Consider the following 22,882-nt stretch of genomic DNA (forward strand, 5'->3'; position numbering starts at 1 on the left):
GGGTACGGCGCGTAGGCGGCGTCACCGGCCCCCTGTGCGCAGGTCGGCACAGTGTCCGTCGGTGGTCAGGAACCAGCAAAGTGCGGCGCGCCCGTGCGCGCACGGGTCGCAGCCGTGCCATGACGAACCCGTCCTCACGGCAAGGACCAACTGACCGACGCCTCCCACCACCGTCCGAGTCGTGCCCGGATTCGTTCGATCACAGGTCAATGCTCGAACGTCCCGAATGATTGGGATGCTTGTGTGTGCCGGCTCGGCCGGGGTCAGACACTCGTCCATGCTTCGATGAAGGCATTACGTCCGGCCGCATCGGGCGACCTGTGGTCCGCGTGAAGGACGCGCCAGGCGGTGAGTTCCAGGTCCCGGAGCCAAAGTTCGCCGATGACCTGTGTTTTGAGATCAGGGAGGTGGTCGGACTCGGCGAGCGCCTGGCCGATCACCTCTGCGGCCGCAACGCGCTGCAGAGGCGTCATCTCGTCTACGGCCGAGAGGATCTGTCCGGCCAGACCGGCTCCCTCTCCGGCCAGCGAACGCAGCACCAGGTCCTTGATATTGGTCGGCAGCAGGTAGGCGGTGCCCGAGGATCTCCACAGGTTGGACCAGAAGCGTTCTCCTGCGTCGGTGGGGGCGGGGAGCGCAGCCAGCAGTCCGAGGAGATGCGCGGTGGCCGCGTAGCCGTCGGAGTGGGCCGCCGCGAGGACCGCTATGTCGGCGACACGCTCCACGTCGAAACGGCCGGTTTCGAACTGTGAGGGCAGCCCCAATCTCTGTTCCAGCTGATCAGCGAGGGGGGCGGATGCGTGGGAGGGGAACTCGGGAAGCATCGGCGGTCCTTGGGCGTAGGTGGGCGGAGATACGCGCTCGGGAACCTTGGTCATTCCCATGGCCAGGCGGCTTACACGGCTTCCGCAGGCCCAGTCGGTGGCGAGACCGACTTCGAGGGACGCTGTCACGGGCAGGCTCTTAGCATGATCGGATGGTTGCCGATGATGCCCAGAAGAACGAGACAGGACGGGAAGCTGTGTCTGGGGACGCCGTGGCCGGTCTCCCCGGCGGATCACATCATGGCAATGCCGGGGAGGAGTTTCACCCGGTTGCCGACCTGGTCGAGTGGGCGGCCGACCTGGTCGAGCCGGTCAAGCCGAAGCTGCGTGGCTGGCTCCATGCCGCGATGGTCCCTGCCTCGGTGAGCGCCGGCATCGTCCTCGTCTGCCTGGCCCGGACCCAGCAGGCGGCCCTGGCCTGCACCGTGTACTCCGTCACCGCCTGGCTGCTGTTCGGGACGAGCGCCGTCTACCACCTGGGTACCTGGGGGCCGATGGGCGAGGCCGTCCTGCGTCGCCTCGACCACGCCAACATCTTCCTGATCATCGCCGGGACCTGCACCCCTCTGGCCGTGCGCCTCCTCCCTCCTGACCGGCGAACCCTGCTGCTGTGGATCGTATGGACGGGCGCGCTGACCGGTATCGCCTTCCGCGTGCTGTGGGTCAACGCTCCCCGCTGGCTGTACACCCCCTGCTACCTGGCCCTGGGGTGGGCACCGGTGCGTTACCTGCCCGACTTCCTGCACACCGGTGGTGCGGCCGTGGTCACCCTGACAGTGACCGGCGGTCTCCTCTACAGCGCGGGCGCGGTGGTCTACGCCGTCCAACGCCCCGACCCCTCGCCCCGCTGGTTCGGCTTCCACGAGGTGTTCCACGCCTTGACCGTGGGGGCCTTCACCGCGCACTACATCGCCATCTCCCTCGCCGTCCACTGACCACTACAGCAGGCGCATTCACCACTGCGGCACGGTGCTCTCGCCGCACTCGCGGCCGGATCAACGACTGGGGCCGTATGGGGGATGCCTGGAGGGGAGGCGGCGGCGCCCGGGTAGGGAGCGTGCCAGCCGCCTCACCTTTTGTGGCGGCGCCGCGACCGGGGCCGGAGGTGAGCGACGTGCCGGTGGAGCCGTTCGGACACGAGCACCATCTCTGCGCGCCACAGCCCGGCCACGCGCGGGTGTGACAGCCCGCCGATACCGGCGGGCCCGCTCACCTCAGGCTGCGGCCGATGGACTGGACGATCCGCCGGCGCGCCGGTATTCGGCGTTGATGCGCTGGGCTTCTTCGAGCTGGTCTTCGAGGATGATGATCCGGCATGCGGCCTCGATCGGGGTGCCCTGGTCGACGAGTTCGCGCGCGCGGGCCGCGATGCGCAGTTGGTAGCGGGAGTAGCGGCGGTGGCCGCCCTCGGAGCGCAGTGGTGTGATCAGTCGCGCTTCGCCGATGGCGCGGAGAAAGCCGGGAGTGGTACCGAGCAACTCGGCAGCCCGGCCCATCGTGTAGGCGGGGTAGTCATCGTCGTCGAGACGGCTTAGCGACTCGTCTGCTGTCATCTCACCTCTCTGTGGAAGGCGTGTCCGTGGAACGCGTGGAGGGGCCTTGGTGCTGTTTGGCATCAAAGCCCGAAGGAACTGGGCCCCGAACGAACTGCAGCACCGTCTGCCGGCCCTAGTTGTACTGACCCGTGAGGTTGGGGACGCGGCTGGCGGGTGGTTGGCCCTTGAGCGCGGTGTGTCCGCGGTGGTGATTGTAGGTGTGCAGCCATGCGGGGAAGGTGTCGCGTCGTTCCTGTTCTGAGCGGTAGGGGCGGGCGTAGGCCCATTCGTCGAGCAGGGTGCGGTTGAAGCGTTCGACCTTGCCGTTGGTCTGGGGCCGGTAGGGCCGGGTTCGCTTGTGGGTGATCCCGGCCGCGGTGAGCAGGTCTCGCCAGTCGCGTGAGCGCTAGCAGGCGCCGTTGTCGGTCAGGACCCGTTCGACGGTGATCCCGGCCTGGGTGAAGAACGCCTGGGCCCGAGTCCAGAAGCCGGTGGCGGTCTCTTTCTTCTCGTCGGTGTGGATCTCGCTGTAGGCCAGGCGGGAGTGGTCGTCGACGGCGGTGTGCAGGTAGCTGTAGCCGGCGTTGGCGCGGGTCTTTCGGCCGGCTTGACGGCCGAGGACCTTGTGGCCGCCGCCGTCGGGGATGTTGCCGAGCTTCTTGATGTCGACGTGGACCAGTTCACCGGGCTCGTCGCGTTCGTAGCGGCGTATGACACGGCCGGTGGCCCGGTCGAGGTGTGTGAGGCGGGCCAGGTGGTAGCGGGTCAGCACGCGGTGCACGGTCGAGGGCACGAGACGGAGCAGGTGTGCGATGCGGGCCGGTCCCCACCGGCGCAGGACGCGGACCTTGATGATGCGGCGTTCGGTGCGGGTCGGGGTGCGACGCGGGCTTGTGCGCGGTCGGGAGGAACGGTCGCGCATCCCCGCCTCGCCGAACTGCCGGTAGCGGTCGGCCCACCGCTGAGCGTGGTGGGCGAGACCTGGAAGCGTTCGGCGGCCCGGCGCACGGCCCAGCCCTCCTCGACCACGCAGCGGGCCAGGCGCAGACGGCCGGTCTCGGTCAGGGGTGCATTACGGTGGGGCACGAGGGCCTTTCTGGTCGCTGGTGCAGATGTCGCAATCCACACCAGGCCAGAAGGCCCTCACCCATTTCAAGATCTCTCAGCCGAGAACTGCGTCACCAACCTCCGTGGACAGAACACCTAGCGCCTCAGCTCAGCATGCCTACGACGGTTGTCTGCCTCCTTTGCGCTGGCGCCGACGGCGGCCAAGATGCTTGCCGTTGACGCGACGGCCTCCGCGAAGCGAGGAAAGAGAACGGCGAAGAGCACAGGCACCACGACGACGAACCAGCGCTTCCGGGCAGTCCTTGACGGCAGAGGTAAGCAGTAGGCGACACTCATGTTGGCTCCCTGGAGTCAGGCGCGCGCTGCCCCCGTCAGCCTCGACAGTTAGCGGGGGCAGCCACGCTGTGGTTGGTGGAACCACAGTGACGCATTCCAGGCCTCGGCTGCACCGCCTGCCAGCCCGTTCCTCTAGCTGCACGATTTGCAATCGTAACGTTAGTCGTACCGTTCAATGCATGCCGTTGCAATGCGTTGATAGGGTAGAGAACGGTCAGCCGAAGGCAACGCCGTTGCACTCCTAAACGGATTTGACACAGGTAGTGGCAGCGGAATGGCTTCACTCCACCGTCGCTGTTCCCCTGGGCGTGCCGTTCATATCTTCCGGTCCTGGAAGCCTTCGTAAGCGCGGGCGCGGGCTCGCCGAGAGGCTCATCGCCATTGCGATTTAGAAGGCAAGCGGGTGTTATGTGCCCCAATTCACGGGCGCGTTGCCCTCGAATGGGTCGGATGCCGATCCGGGCCACTCTGCGCCGTCAGCCCAGGGTGGTGGTGAACCGGAGCGGGTCTGGGTGCTGTGTGCTGGTGTACGTGACTGTTGATGTCAGGGTGTCGTCCCGTTTCCGCTAGTCAAGTCGTCGTTGGCTGCTGCGGCCGCCCTCTGGTGCGGCACTTCGAGGGGCGCCGCCACGTCCCCGTGCCACCCGTCGCGGGACCCCACGGGCAAGAGGTCATGCGGCAGAGCCATCTCGCCGGCCCGACGTTGAGCAAGCCAGCCGGAGCGCCTGTGGGACGGTGCCTCGGTGCGTACGTGCTGGAACCCCAACCGTTCGTAGTAGGCGTGCAGTAACCGGTGTTGGTGCGCCACGTGTCGATACGCACCCAGGTTCGTCCTTCTAGCGCGGCTAGCCGGGACATCCAGTCGATGACCCGTGTTCCGAGCTGCCGGCCGGACGCTTCTCGGGCAACGATCAGCTTGTAGAGGTACAGCGCTGTTTCGGGGTGGTCGGCATCGGTCCAGAAGTCACGGTCGACAGGACCACGGCTGACGGTGGCAAGCACCTGATCACGCTCGCCGACGACGACCCATGTGCGCCCTTCATCTATGCTCGCGCGCCACTTCGGAATAGCGCGCTCGCCGGTCCCCGGGTCGCTCCACTGGGGTTGGCTGCGGGAAGGCCATCGGGGTCGCCGTCGCCGGACCCGGCAACCTGCCCGACACGATCATGACCCGCTCAGTCGCCATCCGGATGCGGCGCCGGGCCCGCAACGAACGCATCGAACCGTTCCGGGCCCGCGTCCACGAGGCGGAAGGGCACAGGCTGCGTGACCGACTCGCACAATGGGCCGACACGCCCGCGGGTTCGTCATGGGAGCCTGGCCCGACATGCCCGAAGGCGTCACCGACCGCCCGGCGGACGTGTGGGAACCCCTGCTCGCTGTCGCCGACGCGGCCGGCGGCGACTGGCCCGAACGAGCCCGCATGGCATGCGTGACGCTGGTGACCGCGTCCAAGGCCAACGACAAGGGCAGCCTGGGAATCCGGCTGCTGACCGACCTGCGCGACCACGTCCTGACCGGCATCGACCGTCTGCCCACCGTTGCCATCCTGGACCGGCTCAGCGCCCTGGACGACGCCCCATGGGCCGCCCTGCACGGCAAGCCGCTCGACAACCGGCGCCTGTCCCGGATGCTCGCCGAGTACATGACGGCCGACAACGAGCCGATCACCTCACGCAACATCAAGACCGCCGGAAGCGTCCTCAAGGGCTACTACGCCGCCGATCTGCGCGACGCGTGGGCCCGCTACTGCCCCCCACCCCCGGAAAGTCCGCTACTTCCGCTACCTGAGGCGGAAAACGCGGCCTGACCAGCAGCAATGGGGTAGCGGCAAGCCGGGCTGTGAGCCGCTACCCCGCCGCTACCCATCCGCTACCGCTACCCCCTCCCGCGACCGCGAACAGGCCCCTGACCTGCGCGGTAGCGGCGGTAGCGGAAGTAGCGGCCCCCACAGAGGCCCCCGAAGGACTGCCCCGGAGGAGTCACCGCATGAGCACCGCCCTGCCTCCAAGCCACGAGGCGCTCACGGTCCCCGAGGTCATGGCCGCGCTGCGGCTGAGCCGCTTCAAGGTCTACGACCTCATCAGGTCCAAGCAGCTCCAGAGCTTCACCATCGGCCGCGCCCGGCGCGTACCGGCCGATGCCCTCCACACCTACATTCAGAATCGGTTGGGAGACGACGACTGATGGCCAAGCGCGCCAACGGCGAAGGCAGCATCACCATCCGCAGGGACGGCACCTACCACGGCCGCGTGTACGTGACCAAGACGAGCGGCATCCGTAACCGCGTCTCGGTCTACGGCAAGACCCGTGACGAGGTACGGCAGAAGATCACCGAACTCCAGGGCTCAGGAGAACCAAGGCATCCCGGTGCCCGACACGAACATGAACCTGGAGGACTACCTCACCTACTGGCTCGCGACCGTGGTCAAGGTCCACCGCCGCCCCAAGACCTACCAGGGCTACGAGAGTGTGGCCCGCGTCCATCTGGTTCCTGGCTTGGGCCGGAAGAAGATCCGAGCCTTGCGGGCCGCCGAGGTCCGCACGTGGCTGGCCCGCGTCGCCTCCGAGTGCCAGTGCTGCAAGCACGGCTGGGACAAGGAGCGACCGGAGCCGGAGTGCTGCGCGGCCGGCGAGTGCTGCAGGACGCTGCTGTCGCGCCGCATGGTGCAGTCCATCCATGCCGTCCTGCGCAACGCGCTGCAGAACGCCGTACGAGAGGAGCTGATCGTGCGCAACGTCGCGCAGCTCGTGCAGGTGCCCACGCCCACCTACGACACCGGGAAGGGGCTCAGCGTCGCCGATGCCCGGCTCCTGCTTCGTGCGTCCGAGGGGGACCGTTTGCACGCCCTCTACGCGCTCGCTCTGGTCCTGGGAATGCGGCGCGGTGAGCTGCTTGGGCTCCGCTGGGACGCGATCGACCTGGACCGCGAAACGCTGACCATCGAGCGCGCGCTACAGCGCGTCGGGGGAGAGCTGCGGCTGGTCAAGCCCAAGACTCTGGCGTCGGTCCGCACCGTCCCGCTCCCGCCCCTCGTGGTGAAGGCGCTCACCCAGCACCGCGAGCGGCAGGCCCAGGAGCGCGCCGCCGCCGGCATGGGATGGAAGGAACAGGGGTTGGTGTTCACGTCCCGTATCGGCACCCCGTTGGTGCCGGACAATCTCCGGCGTAGCTGGGACCCGCTCCGGAAGCGTCTCGGTCTGGAGATCCGGTTCCACGATCTTCGGCACTCGGCCGTCTCGCTCTTGCTCGACCTGGGCGTGCCGCCTCACGTCGTCCGGCAGATCGTGGGACACAGTGACATCGGGGTGACCATGAAGGTCTACGCCCATGCCTCTCTGGACGAGCAGCGGAAGGCGCTCCGGAAGCTCGGGGACACCCTCTCCTGATGCCTACAGGTCGCAGATCGTGTGCATGGGGTCTGTCGGCCGTGTATCGCCCGAGCGAGTGATCTTGGTGGAACAGTCCTGAAACCGGCGATAGTGCGCGACAGCGTGGGGGATGGACTGACCTGGATCTCTACGAGAAGAGGAGAGGGAAATGCACGCCAGCAAGGGTGACCGGCTCGTCGTCCATGGACGCGTAGTCGGGCAACAGGATCAGGTGGTGGAGATCGTGGAAGTCCTCGGGCCGAACGGGAATCCGCCGTACAGGGTGCGGGCTGAGAACGGTCACGAGACGATCATGTCTCCGGGTCCGGACAGCGTCATCGATCACCGCAAGGCTAGTGAGCAGTTCTAGCCGCGGTAGCTCGCTCCGCGAGGATCGGTCCGCCGCTCTGTAGGAGCCGTTGGCGTATCGGTTGGCGTAGCCGACATGAAAACACCCCCTCGGGAAGATCCCGGAGGGGGTGTTTGCCCTAGTAGGGCGGCTGTGGCTGGGGCCGGGGTCGAACCGGCGACCTTCCGCTTTTCAGGCGGACGCTCGTACCAACTGAGCTACCCAGCCACGAGGTTTCACGTGAAACCTCAGCGGTCCTGACGGGATTTGAACCCGCGGCCTCCACCTTGACAGGGTGGCGAGCACTCCAAACTGCTCCACAGGACCAAGCGTGCGTGCAACAGTGTCGCACACGGTGTTGCGTGCCCCCAACGGGATTCGAACCCGTGCTACCGCCTTGAAAGGGCGGCGTCCTAGGCCGCTAGACGATGAGGGCTATCGGCCCGCCTGGGCGCTTCTCAGCGCGTCGGGGACGTGAGAAGCATATGGGATGGCGGGGAGTATCGCCAAAACGGTTTACGGCGAGGGGGCGGACGAGGTGCGGGGAGAAGCCGGCGGGGTGCCCGGGGAGGGCGCGCTCTTCGGTCGGTTCTCGTCCGCCCGATGGCGGCTGACCTCGGCCGTCGTCTCGCCCAGTCCGCCCAGTTTGATCGCGTCCCAGGCCTGGAGGCGGCGGCTGTCGCGGTCGAAGTAGAGGATCGAGGCCTCGATGGGGGCGGGGTACTTGCGCTCCACCGCGCGCAGCCCGCTTCCGCCCGTGGAACCCTCCATGCGCAGCCGTGTGCCGTAGGGCAGCATCTCGTCCCCCTCGTGGTGCAGATGTCCGCACAGCACCAGCGGTACGTCGCCGTCCGTCTCGCGGGCCGCGACCGGCTCGTGGGCCATCGCGACATCGACCGGTGTGCCGGCCGCCCGCTGGTCGCGCAGGGCGCTGGCCAGCCGGTCGCCCGCCAGTCGCTCGGCCGCGTCGCCGCCGGGCACCACCGAGCGGTCGGGCGTGAACTGCGGGTCACCGATGCCGGCGAAACGCAGGCCGGCGACCGTCTGCGCCCGGCCGTCGTCGAGGACGTGCACGTTCTTCATCCGCTCCAGATAGCGCTGGGTGGCCGTGGAGTCGTGGTTGCCGCGCACCCATACGTACGGCACTCCCAGGCCCTTGACCGGGTCCAGGAAGCCGTTCTCCGCCGATGTGCCGTGGTCCATCGTGTCGCCGGTGTCGACGATCACGTTGACCTTGTACTGCTCCACCAGCGAGGCGATGATCTTCCAGCTCGCCGGGTTGAGATGGATGTCCGACACGTGCAGGACCCGGATGGTGGAGGGGTCCGGCTGGTAGGCCGGGAGCGTGGAGGTGACGTCGTAGAGCTTCGTCACATTCGTCACCAGGCGGGCCAGCTCCTTCTGGTAGACGTCGAAGTCGGTGACGATGCTGCGCGCGTTGCCGACCACCGCCGGTGCCGAGCTGAGCAGTCCGGAGAACTTCGGCTCCAGCACCGACTTCGGGTTCCAGGTGGCGTACGCGCTCCCCCCGGACGCGGCCAGCAGGGCCAGGGCGAGGCCGCCGGCGGCGAGGGCCCGGCGCGGGCTGCGGTAGACGACGAGGCCGAGGGTCGTGGCTCCGGCGACCACGGCGACACAGGAGCGCACGGCCAGGTCCAGCGCGCCGTGCTCGACGTCCTGGGCGACCTCGTCCTGGAGGCCGGAGATCCGCTCCGGGTGGTCGACGAGGGACTGGGAGCGCAGCGGGTCCAGCTGGTCCACGTTGACGTCCAGGCGGACGGGGGCCACATGGCTGTCGAGGGTGAGCGCGCCCAGCGGCGAGACGTTGATCTTCGTGCCGCCGGTGAGCGACGGGCGCAGCGCCATCGTCGTGTTCATGGGGCCCACCGGGGCCCGCACGCTTCCCACGATCAGCAGGCCCAGCCAGGCGCCGACGAGGACGACGGCCGTCAGCCCGAGGGCGCGGATCCAGGGGCGGGGCCGGGCGGCGAGTTCCAGGGCGGGGAGCGGGCGGGTGCCGTGGCGGGCGGGGCGCAGGCGGTTCGTCATCGTGCGGAGGGCTGCGACGGGGACGCGGACCATTGGTGCCGTATGCCCATGTACCGGCGTGGATATGCCGTGCCGCGCCGCCCTCGTACGGCCCCTCGTACCGGACAATGGCCGTGTGCTGGAGATGACGCGCGAGGAGTTCGAGGAACTGGTCGCCGAGGCGCTCGACCGGATCCCGCCGGAGTTGACGCGGCTCATGGACAACGTGGCGGTGTTCGTGGAGGACGAACCGCCCGCCGACGACCCCGAGCTGCTCGGACTGTACGAGGGCACGCCGCTGACCGACCGGGGCGAGTGGTACGCGGGGGTGCTGCCGGACCGGGTCACCATCTACCGCGGGCCGACGCTGCGGATGTGCGACAGCCGTGCGGATGTCGTCGCGGAGACCGAGGTGACCGTGGTGCACGAGATCGCCCACCACTTCGGCATCGACGACAACCGCCTCCATGCCCTCGGGTATGGATGAGCGGTCCGGGGTGAGTGGCTGGGCGCGGGTCGCTTGTGTGGCCGAACAGGGGTGAGGGGTTTGCTGGGCGGCGGCCGGAGAGGGCTTCGCCGGCCCGCGTGCGGGTGTGCGGCGCCGTGCGTGCGGGAGCATCCCGACGTGCGTTGCGGTCGGCTGCCGCCCGTGCGTGCGGCTGCGGCGGACTCGGGGTGTCGGTGCGGGTGAGGCGTCGATGCGTGAGGGGCGCGTGTCCTCTTGTGGGCGGCGGGAGTTGGGGAGGTTGACTCCTTTCCTTGCCTCCGGAGGTGGCCGCCGTGCGCCCCTTGCCCGTACCCGTCCGGCTCACCGTCACGGTGCTGGCCCTCGCCGCTGCCACCGGCTGTGTGAACGTGGGTGACGACGCGGGCCCGGCCAGGCCCTCGCACTCGGCGGGGCGGCACGGCGGTGGGGCGCCCGAAGGCGGCCCGGCGGACGGCGCCGGAAGCCTCGGCGGGCATGACGGCACCGCGGACGACGGCAAGCACAAGCACGGCGGCAAGGCGAAGCCGGGAGAGGAGTCGCCCTCCGCGTCGGCCACCCCGTCCGGCGAGGGCGGCTCCCCCGCGGCCCCGGCGAAGCCCGGCAAGCCCGGCAGCACCGCCAAGCCCGGGGACCCGGCGCCGACCAACGTCCCGCCGACCGCGCCGGCCACCTCCGCCCCGCCCGAGCCGCCGGCCTCCACCCCGCCTCCGGCGACCTCGGAGCCCCCGTCGGCCGAGCCGTCCTCCTCGGCACACGGGGAGACGGGTCCGCAGCTCGTCCAGCGCGAGCCGGCACCGACGGCGGGCGCGCCGGCGTGAGCGGCCGGGTCGGCGCCGACCTGCGGTGATGAGCCTCGGCCGGCCATCGCGGTGGGCTCGGTTTGCATTCAGGGGTGGTGGGTGCGTATGGTGGTAGATCGTTTGATCCCATTTGCCCGGCGCCACCACAGAGCGCGCCGTGTGGCGCGTACTCTCCTTTGCCGTGGCGGACCGCATTGAGGCGGTCGTGAGCGAATCACGGAGTTGACGGGCGCGTGCCGAAGAGACTCCGGAAGGTTTCGCATTCGCATGTCCGTGTCCAGTGCTGATCAGATCGTCGTGTCCGAGAACGAGCTCGAAAACGAACTCGTCGACGTGACGACCGAGGTCACCGAGGCCCCCGAGGCCGACACCACCCAGACCCAGACCCCCCAGATCACCTTCGCCGACCTCGGCCTGCCCGAGGGCGTCGTGCGCAAGCTCGCGCAGAACGGTGTGACGACCCCCTTCCCGATCCAGGCCGCGACCATCCCGGACGCCCTGACCGGCAAGGACATCCTCGGCCGTGGCCGCACCGGCTCCGGCAAGACCCTCTCCTTCGGCCTGCCGACCCTGGCCCAGCTGGCCGGCGGCCGCACCGAGAAGAAGCGGCCCCGCGCCGTCATCCTCACCCCGACCCGTGAGCTGGCCATGCAGGTCGCGGACGCCCTCCAGCCGTACGGCGACGTCGTCGGCCTGAAGATGAAGGTCGTCTGCGGCGGCACCTCCATGGGCAACCAGATCTACGCCCTGGAGCGCGGCGTCGACATCCTCGTCGCCACCCCGGGCCGACTGCGCGACATCATCAACCGCGGCGCCTGCTCCCTGGAGGACGTGCAGATCGCCGTCCTCGACGAGGCCGACCAGATGTCCGACCTGGGCTTCCTGCCCGAGGTCACCGAGCTGCTCGACCAGGTCCCGGCCGGCGGCCAGCGGATGCTCTTCTCCGCCACGATGGAGAACGAGATCCAGACCCTCGTCGACCGCTACCTGAACAGCCCCGTCTCCCACGAGGTGGACGCGGCCCAGGGCGCGGTGACGACCATGTCCCACCACATCCTCATCGTGAAGCCCAAGGACAAGGCGCCGGTCACTGCCGCGATCGCCTCCCGCAAGGGCCGCACGATCATCTTCGTCCGCACCCAGCTGGGCGCCGACCGCGTCGCCGAGCAGCTGCGCGACGCCGGCGTGAAGGCCGACGCGCTGCACGGCGGCATGACCCAGGGCGCCCGCACCCGCACCCTGGCCGACTTCAAGGACGGGTACGTCAACGTCCTGGTCGCCACGGACGTCGCGGCGCGCGGCATCCACGTGGACGGCATCGACCTCGTCCTGAACGTGGACCCGGCCGGCGACCACAAGGACTACCTGCACCGCGCCGGCCGCACCGCCCGCGCGGGCCGCACCGGCACGGTCGTCTCCCTGTCCCTCCCGCACCAGCGGCGCCAGATCTTCCGCCTGATGGAGGACGCCGGCGTCGACGCGGCCCGCCACATCATCCAGGGCGGCGCCACCTTCGACCCGGAGGTCGCCGAGATCACCGGCGCCCGCTCGATGACCGAGGTCCAGGCCGAGTCCGCCGCCAACGCCGCCCAGCAGGCCGAGCGCGAGGTCGTCCAGCTCACCAAGCAGCTGGAGCGCGCCCAGCGCCGCGCGACCGAGCTGCGCGAGGAGTCCGACCGGCTGGTCGCCCGGGTCGCCCGCGAGCGCGGCGAGGACCCCGAGGTGGCGGTGGCCGAGGCCCAGGCGACGGCGGCGGAGGAGCTCGCGGTGGCCGAGGCGGTCGTGATCCCCGGGCAGCAGGCCGAGCGCGAGGAGCGTCCGGCGGCCTCGGCGCCTTACGAGCGCCGGGAGCGGCGGAACTTCGACCGCGACCGGGACCGTGGTGAGCGCGGTGGTTTCGACCGCCGTGACGACCGCGGTGGCCGTTCCTTCGACCGTCGTGACGACCGCCGTCCGTTCGACCGCGACCGGGACCGTGGCGAGCGCGGTTTCGAGCGCCGTGAGGAGCGGGGCGACCGCGGTGGCTTCGACCGCCGTGACGACCGCGGCGGCCGTAACTTCGACCGCCGTGACGAGCGTCGTCCGTTCGACCGCGACCGCAACGACCGCAACGACCGCAACGACCGCGGTGGCCGTGGTTTCGAGCGCCGTGACGACCGTGCCGGCCGTGGCTTCGAGCGCCGCGACGACCGCCGTCCCTTCGACCGCGACCGTCGTGACGACCGCGGTGGCCGTTCCTTCGAGCGTCGTGACGACCGCGGTGGCTTCCGCAGGGACGAGCGCGGCGGGCACCGTGGCAGCGACCGCCCGTTCAACCGCGACCGCCGCGACGACCGCCCCGGCTTCCGCTCCGGCGGCCACGAGCGCCCCTACGGCCGCCGTGACGACCACCGCGGCAACGGCTCCTTCGGCCGCCGCGAGGACAAGCCGCGCTGGAAGCGCAACGGCTGACGCCGGCTGACTTCCGAGTGACCTGAGAAGGGCCCGTACGACGACCTCGTACGGGCCCTTCGGCGTGCTCGGGGAAATCCCGGCGCTCATGAGAACTGCCGCTGGTACGCTCCCGTGGCCCGCACAGGGCATGCACATTTCATTCAGCCAGGGGACACGGGCCGGGGGATTTCGTGAAGAGCCGTGCGTTCGCAGGGCGTCGGCTGCTCGGGGGCGCGGCGCTGTCCGCCGTCCTCGTGCTCGCCGCAGGTGCGCCGGGAGCCGCAGGGACGTTCGCGGCCGTAGGCGGGGCGGGGGAGACCGTCCTGCCCGCCGGGGTCAGGGCCGTACCGCGCTTCGCGGGGCTGGAGGGCTACGGCGACACGGGCCTGCTGTCGCAGCCGGAGGGCATCGACCACCAGCAGTGGACCGACTACGCCACCGGCCGGACCCGGGACCTGAGCGCGTTCGCCCACTGGGACGGCATGCGGGGCACGCTCGGACTGGCGCAGTCCGACACGGCGTACGAGGTGTCGCTGAGCGGCAGCCCGTACGTCTACCGCTTCCGTGACGTCACCACCGGCGCCGACCGGGGATCGGTGACGGTGCCCACCGGGCTGCAGCCTGCCGGAACGGCGGGGACGACCGTCGTCGCGTACGAGAGCCGCGGCACGTCCACCGACGAGGGCGCGGTGCATCTGCTCAGGCCCACGGCCGACGGCGGCACGGCCGACACGGTGGTGACGGGCTTCCCGCAGGGGGCGAGCATCCTGGCCGCGACCGAGCGGGACGCACGGTCGCTGCTGCTGCGGTACCGCATCACCACCGACGACCCCCACGTCTTCCGCTACCAACTGGCGCTCGTCGACGTTCGGGACGGCTCCCTCACCAAGGTCTTCGAGCCGTACCGCACCGGTGACGGCTGGGTCCCCGTGCTCACCCACGACTACGTCGGCCTGTGGCTGCCGAGCATGGGCGCCCGCCTGGTGCGCCGGGACGACCCGCAGGGACCGGTGGTCGAGATCCCGGCCACGGTCACCGCGCACAAGATGGGGCTCACCGTCCTCGGAGACCGCCTGGTGGCCGTCGACGACAAGACGTACGCCCTGCTGACGATGCCTCTGACCGGTGACGGTTGGCAGCAGTTGCTGCCCAGGACCGACGGCCCTCTCAAGCAGGCGCCGGACGGGTCGGTCGTCGTGGCGGCGGGTTCCGGCCCCCAGGACTGGGGTGTGCAGCGGGTGACCGAGTCGTCCGACGGCCAGGTGGCGGCCCGCGAGGTCCTCGGCCTTCCGCCGCTGCCCGCGCGGGTCGGCGCGCTGACCCTGGCGGGCGGCACGCTCACCTACACCGACCAGTCGGCGGCCTCTCCGTACGACGTCATGTGGAACTCGCGCACGGTCTCGCGGAGTTCGCCGCCGCAGGCCGGTCCGTTGCGTCAGGCGGGTGCCCAGGGGGATCCCTGTCCGGCCGTGTCCGACTGCAGCCCTCCCTTCGGCCTGTCGGACGGAACCGTCGTCTACGCCGGTTCGGGCGGATCCCTCCGCCACCGCACACCCTCCGGCCAGGAGGACGGCGCCCTCTTCGCCCCGGACAGCCGGGTGACGTCGGCGGACGGCATGGACACGACGATCGCGGACGGCGGCGAGCAGGTCGTCTTCGACTGGTCGTCGCGCCGTCGGATCGTCGCGTCACGGAAGGCCGCGACCGGCGCGCTGTGGGCCGGCCAGTTCTGGACCACCACCTCCACCGCGGGCCACCTGACCATGACCCGGCTCGACTCGAGCGACCCGGCCGTGGACGTCAACGTCGGCTCCCCCTGCGTGCCCAGCGAACTGCAGGTCCACGGCCGCTGGATCTACTGGGCCTGCGCGGCCGAGGCCAGGGCCGGGGTGTTCGACCGCGCCCGCGGCCGGTCGGTGGCCGTGCCGGCCGGTGACGCCCTGCTCGCCGACGGGTTCCTGATCCGGCACGACACGGCCCGCGGCAAGCTGGTCCGCACCGACGTCACCTCCGAAAAGGCGGTCTCCGCGGACGTGGCCGACCTGCCGGCCGCACCGGAGACCGCCGGGCAGACCGCCGGATCGGACCGTCGCGTCCGCTGGACGCTGGACGCGGCCACCGGTCAACTCGCTTACGTGGACCCGGCGGAGCGCGTCCACCTGCTGACCGCCGGTCCCCTCGCCGCGCCGGTACGGCGGGACCACGTGGGGCAGGACGGCCTCGCCGACCTCCTCACCCTCGACTCCTCGGGACGGCTGACCTTCCAGCAGGGCGACGGCCGGGGCGGCTTCGCCGGAAAGGCGTCCGGAGCCGGCTGGTCGGCCAAGGCCGTCGCGGTGCCCTTCGGTGACCTGAACGGCGACCGCTGCAACGACGTCCTCGTGCGCATGCCCGACGGCTCGCTGCGCGGTTACCGGCCCGCCTGTGGCCAGGCACCGACCCCGTCGACGCCGTACACCAGGCTGGGCACCGGCTGGAACGCCTACGACGTGCTGACCTCCCCCGGCGACCTGACCGGGGACGGCCGGGCCGACCTGCTGGCGCGCAGGGCGTCCACCGGTGACGTGTATCTGTTCGCGGCGCGGAGCGACGGCACGCTCGCGGCCGGCCGGAGGATCGCCTCGGCCTGGAAGGGCTACCCGAAGATCGTCGGCGCCGGGGACCTGACCGGCGACGGGACCGGGGACGTGCTGGCCCGGGACAAGGCGGGCACGCTGTGGCGCTACGACGGCACGGGGACCGGCTCGCTGAAGGGCCGGGTCAGGGTCTTCTCCCACTGGGGCGGCTCGTACGACGCGGTCGTCGGTGTCGGTGACCTCACCGGGGACGGCGCGAGCGACCTGGTCGCGCGGGACGGCACGGGCACGCTGTACCGCCTCGCCGGGAACGGCCGGGGCTCGTTCGGCACGCCGGTGAGGATCAGCGGCGGCTGGAAGGTCTACGCGGGCCTTTTCTAGCCATAGGCCGAGGTGCCGGCCCCGCCGTCGATTTTCCGTCACGGGTGACGCATGTCACGCGCTTGCCCAGGGCATTGCTGGGGGCATGACAGACGACGCGAGAGCGGGCGGACAGCAGGGAACGCACGGCCTGTCGGACGAGGAACGGCTGGCCCAGCTCGGCTACACCCAGGTCCTCGCCCGCCGGATGTCGGCGTTCTCCAACTACGCCGTCTCCTTCACGATCATCTCGGTGCTGTCCGGCTGCCTCACCCTGTACCTCTTCGGCATGACCACCGGCGGTCCCGCGGTGATCACCTGGGGCTGGGTGGCGGTGGGCCTGATGACGCTGTTCGTCGGCCTGTCCATGGCCGAGATCTGCTCGGCGTACCCCACCTCGGCGGGCCTGTACTTCTGGGCCCACCGCCTCGCCCCGCCACGCTCGGCGGCGGCCTGGGCCTGGTTCACCGGCTGGTTCAACGTGCTGGGCCAGGTCGCGGTGACCGCCGGCATCGACTTCGGCGCGGCGTCTTTCCTCGGGGCCTACCTGAACCTCCAGTTCGACTTCGAGGTGACACCGGGCCGCACGGTCCTGCTGTTCGCGGCGATCCTCGTCCTGCACGGCCTGCTGAACACCTTCGGCGTCCGGATCGTCGCGCTCCTGAACAGCGTGAGCGTGTGGTGGCACGTGCTGGGCGTCGCGGTGATCGTCGGCGTGCTCGCCCTCGTCCCCGACCACCACCAGTCGGCGTCCTTCGTGTTCACGAAGTTCGTCAACGAGACGGGCTGGGGCAGCGGTCCGTACGTCGTCCTCCTCGGCCTGCTGATGGCCCAGTACACCTTCACCGGCTACGACGCCTCCGCCCACATGACCGAGGAGACCCACGACGCCTCCACGGCGGGCCCCAAGGGCATCGTCCGCTCGATCTGGACGTCCTGGATCGCCGGCTTCGTGCTCCTGCTCGGCTTCACGTTCGCGATCCAGTCCTACGACAGGGAACTCACCTCCCCGACGGGCGCACCTCCGGCCCAGATCCTCCTGGACGCGCTGGGGGCGACGACCGGCAAGTTGCTGTTGCTGGTGGTGGTCGGCGCCCAGCTCTTCTGCGGGATGGCGTCGGTGACCGCCAACAGCCGTATGATCTACGCCTTTTCGCGCGACGGCGCGCTGCCCCTCTCCCGCGTCTGGCACACGGTCAGCCCGCGCACCCGCACCCCCGTGGCGGCGGTCTGGCTGGCCGCGCTGGGCGCCCTGGCACTCGGCCTGCCCTACCTGATCAACTCCACGGCGTACGCGGCCGTGACCTCGATTGCCGTCATCGGCCTGTACATCGCGTACGTCATCCCGACCTTCCTGCGCGTCCGCAGGGGCGCCGCCTTCGAGCGCGGGCCGTGGCACCTGGGCCGCTGGTCGGGCCCGATCGGCATCGTCTCGGTGACCTGGGTCGTGGTGATCACGATCCTCTTCATGCTGCCGCAGGTCTCCCCGGTCACCTGGAAGACCTTCAACTACGCCCCCGTCGCCGTCCTGGTCGTCCTCGGCTCCGCGGCGACCTGGTGGCTTGCCTCGGCGCGCCACTGGTTCCTCGACGGGGAGCGGGCAGCGGCCCCGGACCTGGTCGAAAAGTGACCATCCTCCTGCTCCCTCCCGTCCTGGACTCCGCCTGACGCGGCCGGGTCACCGATACCCGATCGGAGACTCGGCTTCGTCCGGCTATGCTCGGACAGGCAACATCGCCTGGGCCCTTAGCTCAATTGGCAGAGCAGTGGACTTTTAATCCATTGGTTGTGGGTTCGAGTCCCACAGGGCCTACGGTTCGCAGGCGGGCTCCATGCCCTCTGACCTGCTGGGCGGCGCCCGGGACGGCTTCGGCCGGCCCGGGCGCCGACTCGTTTCCCCGGGCCCCGCCGAGGCGCTGGAACGCCGCGCGGGCCGCACTTCCGCACGGGCCGAGATCGGCCTCGGGGGGGGGGTGTTTGCCTACCGCGGAAGTAGGTTTCGGCCCATGGTGCTTGCCGAGCCCTCGCAGCAGCATGATCTCCAGGCCGCAGCGCGTGGCCAGGAAGACGAGACGAGGGGCGAATATGTGGCCGTTTCCGGTTCCGGTGAACGGGGCGCCCTGGGCGGGGGGCCTGCTCGTGGCGTTGACCGCGGTCTGCGCCGTGCTGGCTTTCAGAGCGGAGCAGGCGCGGGACCGGTCGGCGCGCAGCGCGCGACCGGCTGGGCGGATCGGCTGGCCGGTCGTGGCGGGGCTGGTGGGTACGGCCGCGTACGGCAGTGTGCCGGCTCTGGTGCTTGCCCTGCACAACACCGAAGGAACGGGCGGCTATGTCGTCACCGTGCCGGATCTGCAGCCCGACGGGCTGCTCGCGTCGGCGCTGCTGATGGCCGGCCTGCTGGCCACCACGCTGCTCTCCTCGGCGCGCGTGCCCAGGCGGTGGGTACTGCCCGTGGTCGCGGCGGTGACCGGCGAACTGCTGGAATGGACGTACTGGCTCACTCATGCGGTCACGCGTTCCTCTGTTTCCTACGGCCTGACACCCCTGAATATCCTGGTGGGCTGTGTGAGCATCCCGGTGCTTGCCGCCTTCGCCGGTGCGGCTCTGCGCTCGCCGGCGAACGGTAGGCCCGAGCGCCTGGCCGGAGCCGATGCGCTCAGGTCCGCGCGCTGGGCCCTGCTGCTGCCCGCCATCGTGGTGATGACCGGCAACCTGTTCGGCCTCGATCTGTGGCAGTCCGCGCCGCCGGGCACCGGGATCGGGTCGGCCGTGACGAGTTACCTGGTCGGGCTGGCACTGCTGGCAGCCGTCGTGGCCGGGCTGGTGCGGTGGCCCAGGGCGGCGGCGAACCTGGCTGTCCTGGGGCTGGTGGGGATCGGGGCGTACGACATTGCACAGAGCGGGTTCGGGCAACACCTCGTGGAAGTACGGAAGTTCGGCTCCCCGGGCATGCCGGCGCCGTCCCTCAACTTTGAGATGGTGGCTCACCATGCGTCGGTCCTCGGCGGCATCCAGGGGGCCGTGCTGCTGGCCCTCGGGCTCTGGCTGCTGCCCAGGACCGTGCTGGCGGACGCCGGACGGCTGCTCGGACGGGGCCCTGACCCGGCGCTGGCCCGGCGGGTGCGGGAGCTGGCCGAGACGCGGGCCGAGGCGGTCGGCTCCGCGGCCGCGGAGCTGCGCAGGATCGAGCGGGATCTGCACGACGGCGCGCAGGGACGGCTGGTCACCATCGGGATGAACCTCCGGGTCGCCGAGGAGATCACGTCCCGATCCCCTGGCCGGCCCCGGGCGTCACCGGGAGCTGATGGCCGCCGTCTGGTATCCCGCCCGGGGCGTCGAGCGGTATCCACTGGCCAACTGGACGTCCCCCGCCGTGGTGCGGGCACTCCTCACCTCGGCGGGCTTTCCGGCCGATGTCGCTGTGGCGCCGCTCACGGCCGGCCACGAGGGCGCCCCGGTGCTGCGAACGGGCCGACGACTGCCCGTCGTCGTCTTCTCGCACGGCGCGCACGATCACCGGGCGGACACCACCATAGTGGTGCAGGAGCTCGCCAGCCACGGGTACGTGGTGGTCACGGTGGACCACACGTACGACGCGTTCGGCGTGTTCCCCGACGGCCGGCTCACGGTCCCGCTCGACGTACCCGCCCTGACACCGAGGGACTTCGCCACCGACATCCGGTTCGTGCTCGACCGCGTCGAGGACCTGGCCGCCGGGAGCAACCCCGACGCCGAACACCGGCCGCTGCCGGCCGGCCTGCTCGGCGCCCTCGATGCGCAGCGCATCGGCATGTTCGGCTGGTCGAAGGGCGCGTCCGCGACGGCCTTCGTGATGAGCGACGACCGGCGCGTCCGGGCCGGGGTGAGCTTCGACGGGCCGATGCAGCCGACGGTCACCACCGACCTGGACCGGCCGTTCATGCTGATGACCGCCGAGTTCCCCCGGGCCACGCAGCCGAGCGTCGCCGAGTTCTGGTCGCACCTGCGGGGCTGGCGGCTCAATGTCCAGGCGGAAGGGGCGGTTCACTCGTCGTACTGCGACGTCCAGTTCCTGATCCCACAGGTGGCACAGGCCGTCGGGATGAGCGACGCGGATCTTCAGGGCTGGGTCGGCACCCTCGATCCGGCCCGGGCGGTGCGGATCCAGCAGGCGTACCCGCTCGCCTTCTTCGACCTGCACCTGAGGAAGCGGGGGCACCTGCTCGACGGCCCGTGCCCGGCCTTCCCGGAGGTGAAGTTCCTCCCCTGAAGCTCTGACCAGGCGGTTCCGGACGCCGCACGGGACCGGCCCCCGCTCGACTGGGCGAACGGGGGCCGCGGCCCGGGACCGTGCACGCACACCGCCGTGCAGATCCCCGTACGCCCCTGACGGCCGTGGCCTACTGCGTGGAGTCGCGCCGGCTGTGTGCGGCGTGCCGGGGTCGCGCCACCTTGGACGAGACCTGGCCGACGATCTCCCAGAAACACACCAGCGCGGTGATCGGTGGAATTCCGAAGATGATCAGGGAAAGCAGTGAATGTGATGAATGGCTGACGCACAGGGCGACCGCCATGGCGGATGCGCCCAGCACCACACCCCAGGATCTCCGCGCACTCCGACTCTGCACGGTGGCCCGCAGAATGGACAGCGCAGCCACCAGCCACGGCCCGTACACCGTCAGCGGCCACCACTGGGCCAGTCTCATCGGCAGTACGAAGGACGCGGTGGCACGCAGCTGGGCATAAGAATAGGAAAACGACCAGCCCAACATACACACCGCGCACACCGAGATTGTCGCGACCAGGATCGTGTGGGTACCACGATTGCTGTCGTGCGTGCGGGATTCCGCGCGGAGCCGCCGCCGGGTTCTGCGGTGGCTGGACCGTTCGTGCGGCGGCGACGGTTCGGGGTTCGCGCCGGACGCGGCAGACAGCATCTGGGCCAGCTCTTCGACCGGATCCCACTGTATCTCGATCGTGCTGAACTCAGAGTCACTGAAGAGGTCTTCGTCGTGAATCCTGTCCATCACGTAAGTCCTATAGCCCCAACATCGCCTGCAGGTAGTCGCTTTCCAGCTGGCTCATTCTTCTCAGGAACTCATCGAGAAGATCAGAACATCCGTCAATGAACACCTCCCCGTCGTCACGCTTCACCTGAAATGTGATCGTCGAGCGAAGATTTCCGGGTGTGCGCTCTTCAGTCCGTGTCACGACCGCCTAACGAGCCCCTCTGGCGGATCGGGTGTCGGGCATTCGGGTGTTTCCGTGCCTCGAAAGAGTACCCAACAGGTCGTATGGCACCACTGATCGAAAATGCGAGTAAGCAGGAAATTGCATTCCGTGAATATAGGGTGGCTCACGCGCCGGACACGATGCGCTCCACCGCCGCCGTGACCAGCGCGTCCCGCTCCGCCTCGGAGAGTACGTCCGGCAGGGTGAGCTGTTCGACGATCAGCCAGTTCAGGGCGAGGTAGAGCAGTCTGACGGCCGTGGCGTCACCGGGGAGGCCGGAGGTCTCGTGGTAGGCGATGTTGGCGGCGAGGTCGGCGCGGACCCGCTCGGTGAGCACCGTGCGCAGGTCCGGGCGACGGGTGGCCTCCAGGCGGAGTTCGAGCAGCGCGAGGTAGCCGGTGCGGAACGAGGCGACCCGGCCGACGAGTTCGCGCATCAGCTCCGTGTACGTCTCCCGGTCGCGGCCGGCCGACCGCTGGCGGCCGATGGTGGCCTTGTCGGGCTGGAGCCGCTCGTAGACACGGGCGCCGGCCTGGGTGAGCAGGTCGTCGCGGCTGGAGAAGTAGTTGGACGCCGTGCCGGGAGGTACGGCCGCCTCCCCGTCCACCGCGCGGAAGGTCAGTCCGCGCGCCCCTTCCCGCGCCAGCACCTCGATCGCGGCGTCGACGAGCGCGGCACGCCGCTGGTCGTTGCGTCTCACCATGCGGTGTCCGGCTCCCTGTGCGTGTATCCGACGGACACCACTCCGTTCGAAGTACTCCGAGCGCAGTGGTCTGGGCCCTCAGGGTACCCGCGCCACCTTGCGGGTCCACCCCGCGGTCAGCGTTCGCCGCGGGTCCCGGAGACCGGGGTGGTGTGTGGAAGTGCCCTGGGGCGAAGAAAACATACGTCTGAGCGGGCCGGCGGAGGCCGAGGCGGCGGTCCGGTACTGGCGGCCGCAGGCGCTGGGCGAGTCGATGTCCAACCGGTGGGACTCATGTCCCCGCGCCCGTAGGCCCGCCGAAACGCCGCCGCCCCGTCCCTGATCGGCGCGCCCGTCTCCGCCGCGGGTCGGGGGAGACGCTTTCCCGGCACTGGACCTTCCCGGTCGGCCCGCCGTACCGGCGGCAGGAGCGGGGTCCGAGCGTCCGCACCGCGGTGTATGCCACCGCGGCGCTCTTGCCGGCCACGGCGGCCCTGCCGGCCCTGGCCCTTCCGGACCGGCGCCACGGGCGCTGATCGGCAGGTTCGTGCCGTCGCGGGCTGCCCCGGTGAGCACGATCCGCACGCTCCGGCCGTTTGACCCGGGTGCCTCGGAACGGATGGGCCCCTTGCGGCGCGCCCGCCGATCAGCCCACGCTCAGCTCGGCCAGAGGGAGGGTGTGGCTGGTCTGGAGGACCTTCGCGCGCAGGTAGCGGACGTTGTGGACCGTGGTGAAGACGCCGGTCGGCACCCGGTCCCGGACCGTGACGCCGAGAGCCCGCAGCTGCTCGGCCTTGTCGGGGTTGTTGGACAGCAGGTCC

Annotated in this window: 15 protein-coding genes, 4 tRNA genes and 3 pseudogenes; 12 read left to right on the plus strand and 10 right to left on the minus strand. The window is 70.2% G+C overall.

Annotated elements, in window-relative coordinates; translation table 11 throughout:
• Window positions 1-263: 263 nt before the first annotated feature.
• The gene (locus AB0L59_RS12820; RefSeq protein ID WP_365582159.1) at window positions 264-824 is read right to left on the minus strand and encodes a hypothetical protein; all 561 of its coding nucleotides are present in this window, start codon (window positions 822-824) and stop codon (window positions 264-266) included.
• A gap of 152 nt (window positions 825-976) precedes the next feature.
• Here AB0L59_RS12820 and AB0L59_RS12825 point away from each other — a divergent pair, with 152 nt between their 5' ends.
• Window positions 977-1,759, plus strand: a complete 783-nt coding sequence (locus tag AB0L59_RS12825; protein ID WP_365582161.1) for a hemolysin III family protein — start codon at window positions 977-979, stop codon at window positions 1,757-1,759.
• 279 nt (window positions 1,760-2,038) lie between these two features.
• Here the strand turns inward: AB0L59_RS12825 and AB0L59_RS12830 are convergent, their stop codons facing one another.
• Both AB0L59_RS12830 and AB0L59_RS12835 read right to left on the minus strand, forming a co-directional pair.
• Window positions 2,039-2,377 carry a MerR family transcriptional regulator gene (locus tag AB0L59_RS12830; protein WP_265567900.1) on the minus strand — a complete coding sequence of 113 codons (339 nt, stop codon included), beginning with the start codon at window positions 2,375-2,377 and terminating at the stop codon, window positions 2,039-2,041.
• A 115-nt stretch (window positions 2,378-2,492) separates the two neighbouring features.
• Window positions 2,493-3,445, minus strand: a pseudogene (locus tag AB0L59_RS12835) (IS481 family transposase).
• A 1,445-nt stretch (window positions 3,446-4,890) separates the two neighbouring features.
• Between AB0L59_RS12835 and AB0L59_RS12840 the strand changes: the two are divergent.
• From AB0L59_RS12840 to AB0L59_RS12855, 4 genes and pseudogenes are all read left to right on the plus strand, one after another.
• Window positions 4,891-5,573, plus strand: a pseudogene (locus AB0L59_RS12840) (DUF3631 domain-containing protein); the annotation flags it as partial.
• 179 nt (window positions 5,574-5,752) lie between these two features.
• Complete coding sequence (locus tag AB0L59_RS12845) at window positions 5,753-5,950, plus strand: helix-turn-helix domain-containing protein (RefSeq protein ID WP_365582163.1); 198 nt, start codon at window positions 5,753-5,755, stop codon at window positions 5,948-5,950.
• Window positions 5,951-6,133: 183 nt separating this feature from the next.
• A complete protein-coding gene (locus AB0L59_RS12850; protein WP_365582164.1) occupies window positions 6,134-7,153 on the plus strand; it encodes a tyrosine-type recombinase/integrase in 1,020 nt (339 codons plus the stop codon).
• A 151-nt stretch (window positions 7,154-7,304) separates the two neighbouring features.
• Entirely contained in the window at window positions 7,305-7,505 is a 201-nt protein-coding gene (locus AB0L59_RS12855; protein ID WP_365582166.1) for a DUF1918 domain-containing protein, read from the plus strand.
• Between the two features lie 133 nt (window positions 7,506-7,638).
• Here AB0L59_RS12855 and AB0L59_RS12860 read toward each other — a convergent pair.
• The 4 genes from AB0L59_RS12860 to AB0L59_RS12875 all read right to left on the minus strand — a co-directional run bounded on the left by AB0L59_RS12860 (window position 7,639) and on the right by AB0L59_RS12875 (window position 9,533).
• Window positions 7,639-7,712: transfer RNA gene (locus AB0L59_RS12860), tRNA-Phe, on the minus strand.
• Window positions 7,713-7,736: 24 nt separating this feature from the next.
• Window positions 7,737-7,811 (minus strand) — tRNA-Asp (locus tag AB0L59_RS12865).
• A gap of 36 nt (window positions 7,812-7,847) precedes the next feature.
• Window positions 7,848-7,920 (minus strand) — tRNA-Glu (locus AB0L59_RS12870).
• A gap of 80 nt (window positions 7,921-8,000) precedes the next feature.
• Window positions 8,001-9,533, minus strand: a complete 1,533-nt coding sequence (locus AB0L59_RS12875) for a metallophosphoesterase (RefSeq protein ID WP_365582167.1) — start codon at window positions 9,531-9,533, stop codon at window positions 8,001-8,003.
• A 115-nt stretch (window positions 9,534-9,648) separates the two neighbouring features.
• Between AB0L59_RS12875 and AB0L59_RS12880 the strand changes: the two genes are divergently transcribed.
• The 7 genes from AB0L59_RS12880 to AB0L59_RS12910 all read left to right on the plus strand — a co-directional run bounded on the left by AB0L59_RS12880 (window position 9,649) and on the right by AB0L59_RS12910 (window position 20,417).
• Complete coding sequence (locus tag AB0L59_RS12880) at window positions 9,649-9,999, plus strand: metallopeptidase family protein (RefSeq protein ID WP_365582169.1); 351 nt, start codon at window positions 9,649-9,651, stop codon at window positions 9,997-9,999.
• A gap of 293 nt (window positions 10,000-10,292) precedes the next feature.
• Window positions 10,293-10,817, plus strand: coding sequence for a hypothetical protein (locus AB0L59_RS12885; RefSeq protein WP_365582171.1), 525 nt, complete (start codon window positions 10,293-10,295; stop codon window positions 10,815-10,817).
• Between the two features lie 249 nt (window positions 10,818-11,066).
• Window positions 11,067-13,250 carry a DEAD/DEAH box helicase gene (locus tag AB0L59_RS12890; RefSeq protein WP_365582173.1) on the plus strand — a complete coding sequence of 728 codons (2,184 nt, stop codon included), beginning with the start codon at window positions 11,067-11,069 and terminating at the stop codon, window positions 13,248-13,250.
• 173 nt (window positions 13,251-13,423) lie between these two features.
• Window positions 13,424-16,189 (plus strand): VCBS repeat-containing protein, encoded by a 2,766-nt coding sequence (locus AB0L59_RS12895; RefSeq protein WP_365582175.1) that lies wholly within the window; start codon window positions 13,424-13,426, stop codon window positions 16,187-16,189.
• A gap of 85 nt (window positions 16,190-16,274) precedes the next feature.
• Window positions 16,275-17,798, plus strand: coding sequence for an amino acid permease (locus tag AB0L59_RS12900; protein ID WP_365582177.1), 1,524 nt, complete (start codon window positions 16,275-16,277; stop codon window positions 17,796-17,798).
• A gap of 110 nt (window positions 17,799-17,908) precedes the next feature.
• Window positions 17,909-17,981: transfer RNA gene (locus AB0L59_RS12905), tRNA-Lys, on the plus strand.
• Window positions 17,982-19,472: 1,491 nt separating this feature from the next.
• Window positions 19,473-20,417 (plus strand): acetylhydrolase, encoded by a 945-nt coding sequence (locus AB0L59_RS12910; protein WP_365582178.1) that lies wholly within the window; start codon window positions 19,473-19,475, stop codon window positions 20,415-20,417.
• 130 nt (window positions 20,418-20,547) lie between these two features.
• Here AB0L59_RS12910 and AB0L59_RS12915 read toward each other — a convergent pair whose 3' ends face one another.
• The 3 genes and pseudogenes from AB0L59_RS12915 to AB0L59_RS12925 form a co-directional block, all read right to left on the minus strand.
• Window positions 20,548-21,174 carry a DUF2637 domain-containing protein gene (locus tag AB0L59_RS12915; RefSeq protein WP_365582180.1) on the minus strand — a complete coding sequence of 209 codons (627 nt, stop codon included), beginning with the start codon at window positions 21,172-21,174 and terminating at the stop codon, window positions 20,548-20,550.
• Between the two features lie 329 nt (window positions 21,175-21,503).
• Window positions 21,504-22,082 (minus strand): TetR family transcriptional regulator, encoded by a 579-nt coding sequence (locus AB0L59_RS12920; RefSeq protein ID WP_365582181.1) that lies wholly within the window; start codon window positions 22,080-22,082, stop codon window positions 21,504-21,506.
• A gap of 625 nt (window positions 22,083-22,707) precedes the next feature.
• A pseudogene (locus tag AB0L59_RS12925) lies at window positions 22,708-22,882 on the minus strand (GTP cyclohydrolase); the annotation flags it as partial.

The sequence above is a fragment of the Streptomyces sp. NPDC052109 genome (genome assembly GCF_040680195.1).
GTDB lineage: Bacteria > Actinomycetota > Actinomycetes > Streptomycetales > Streptomycetaceae > Streptomyces.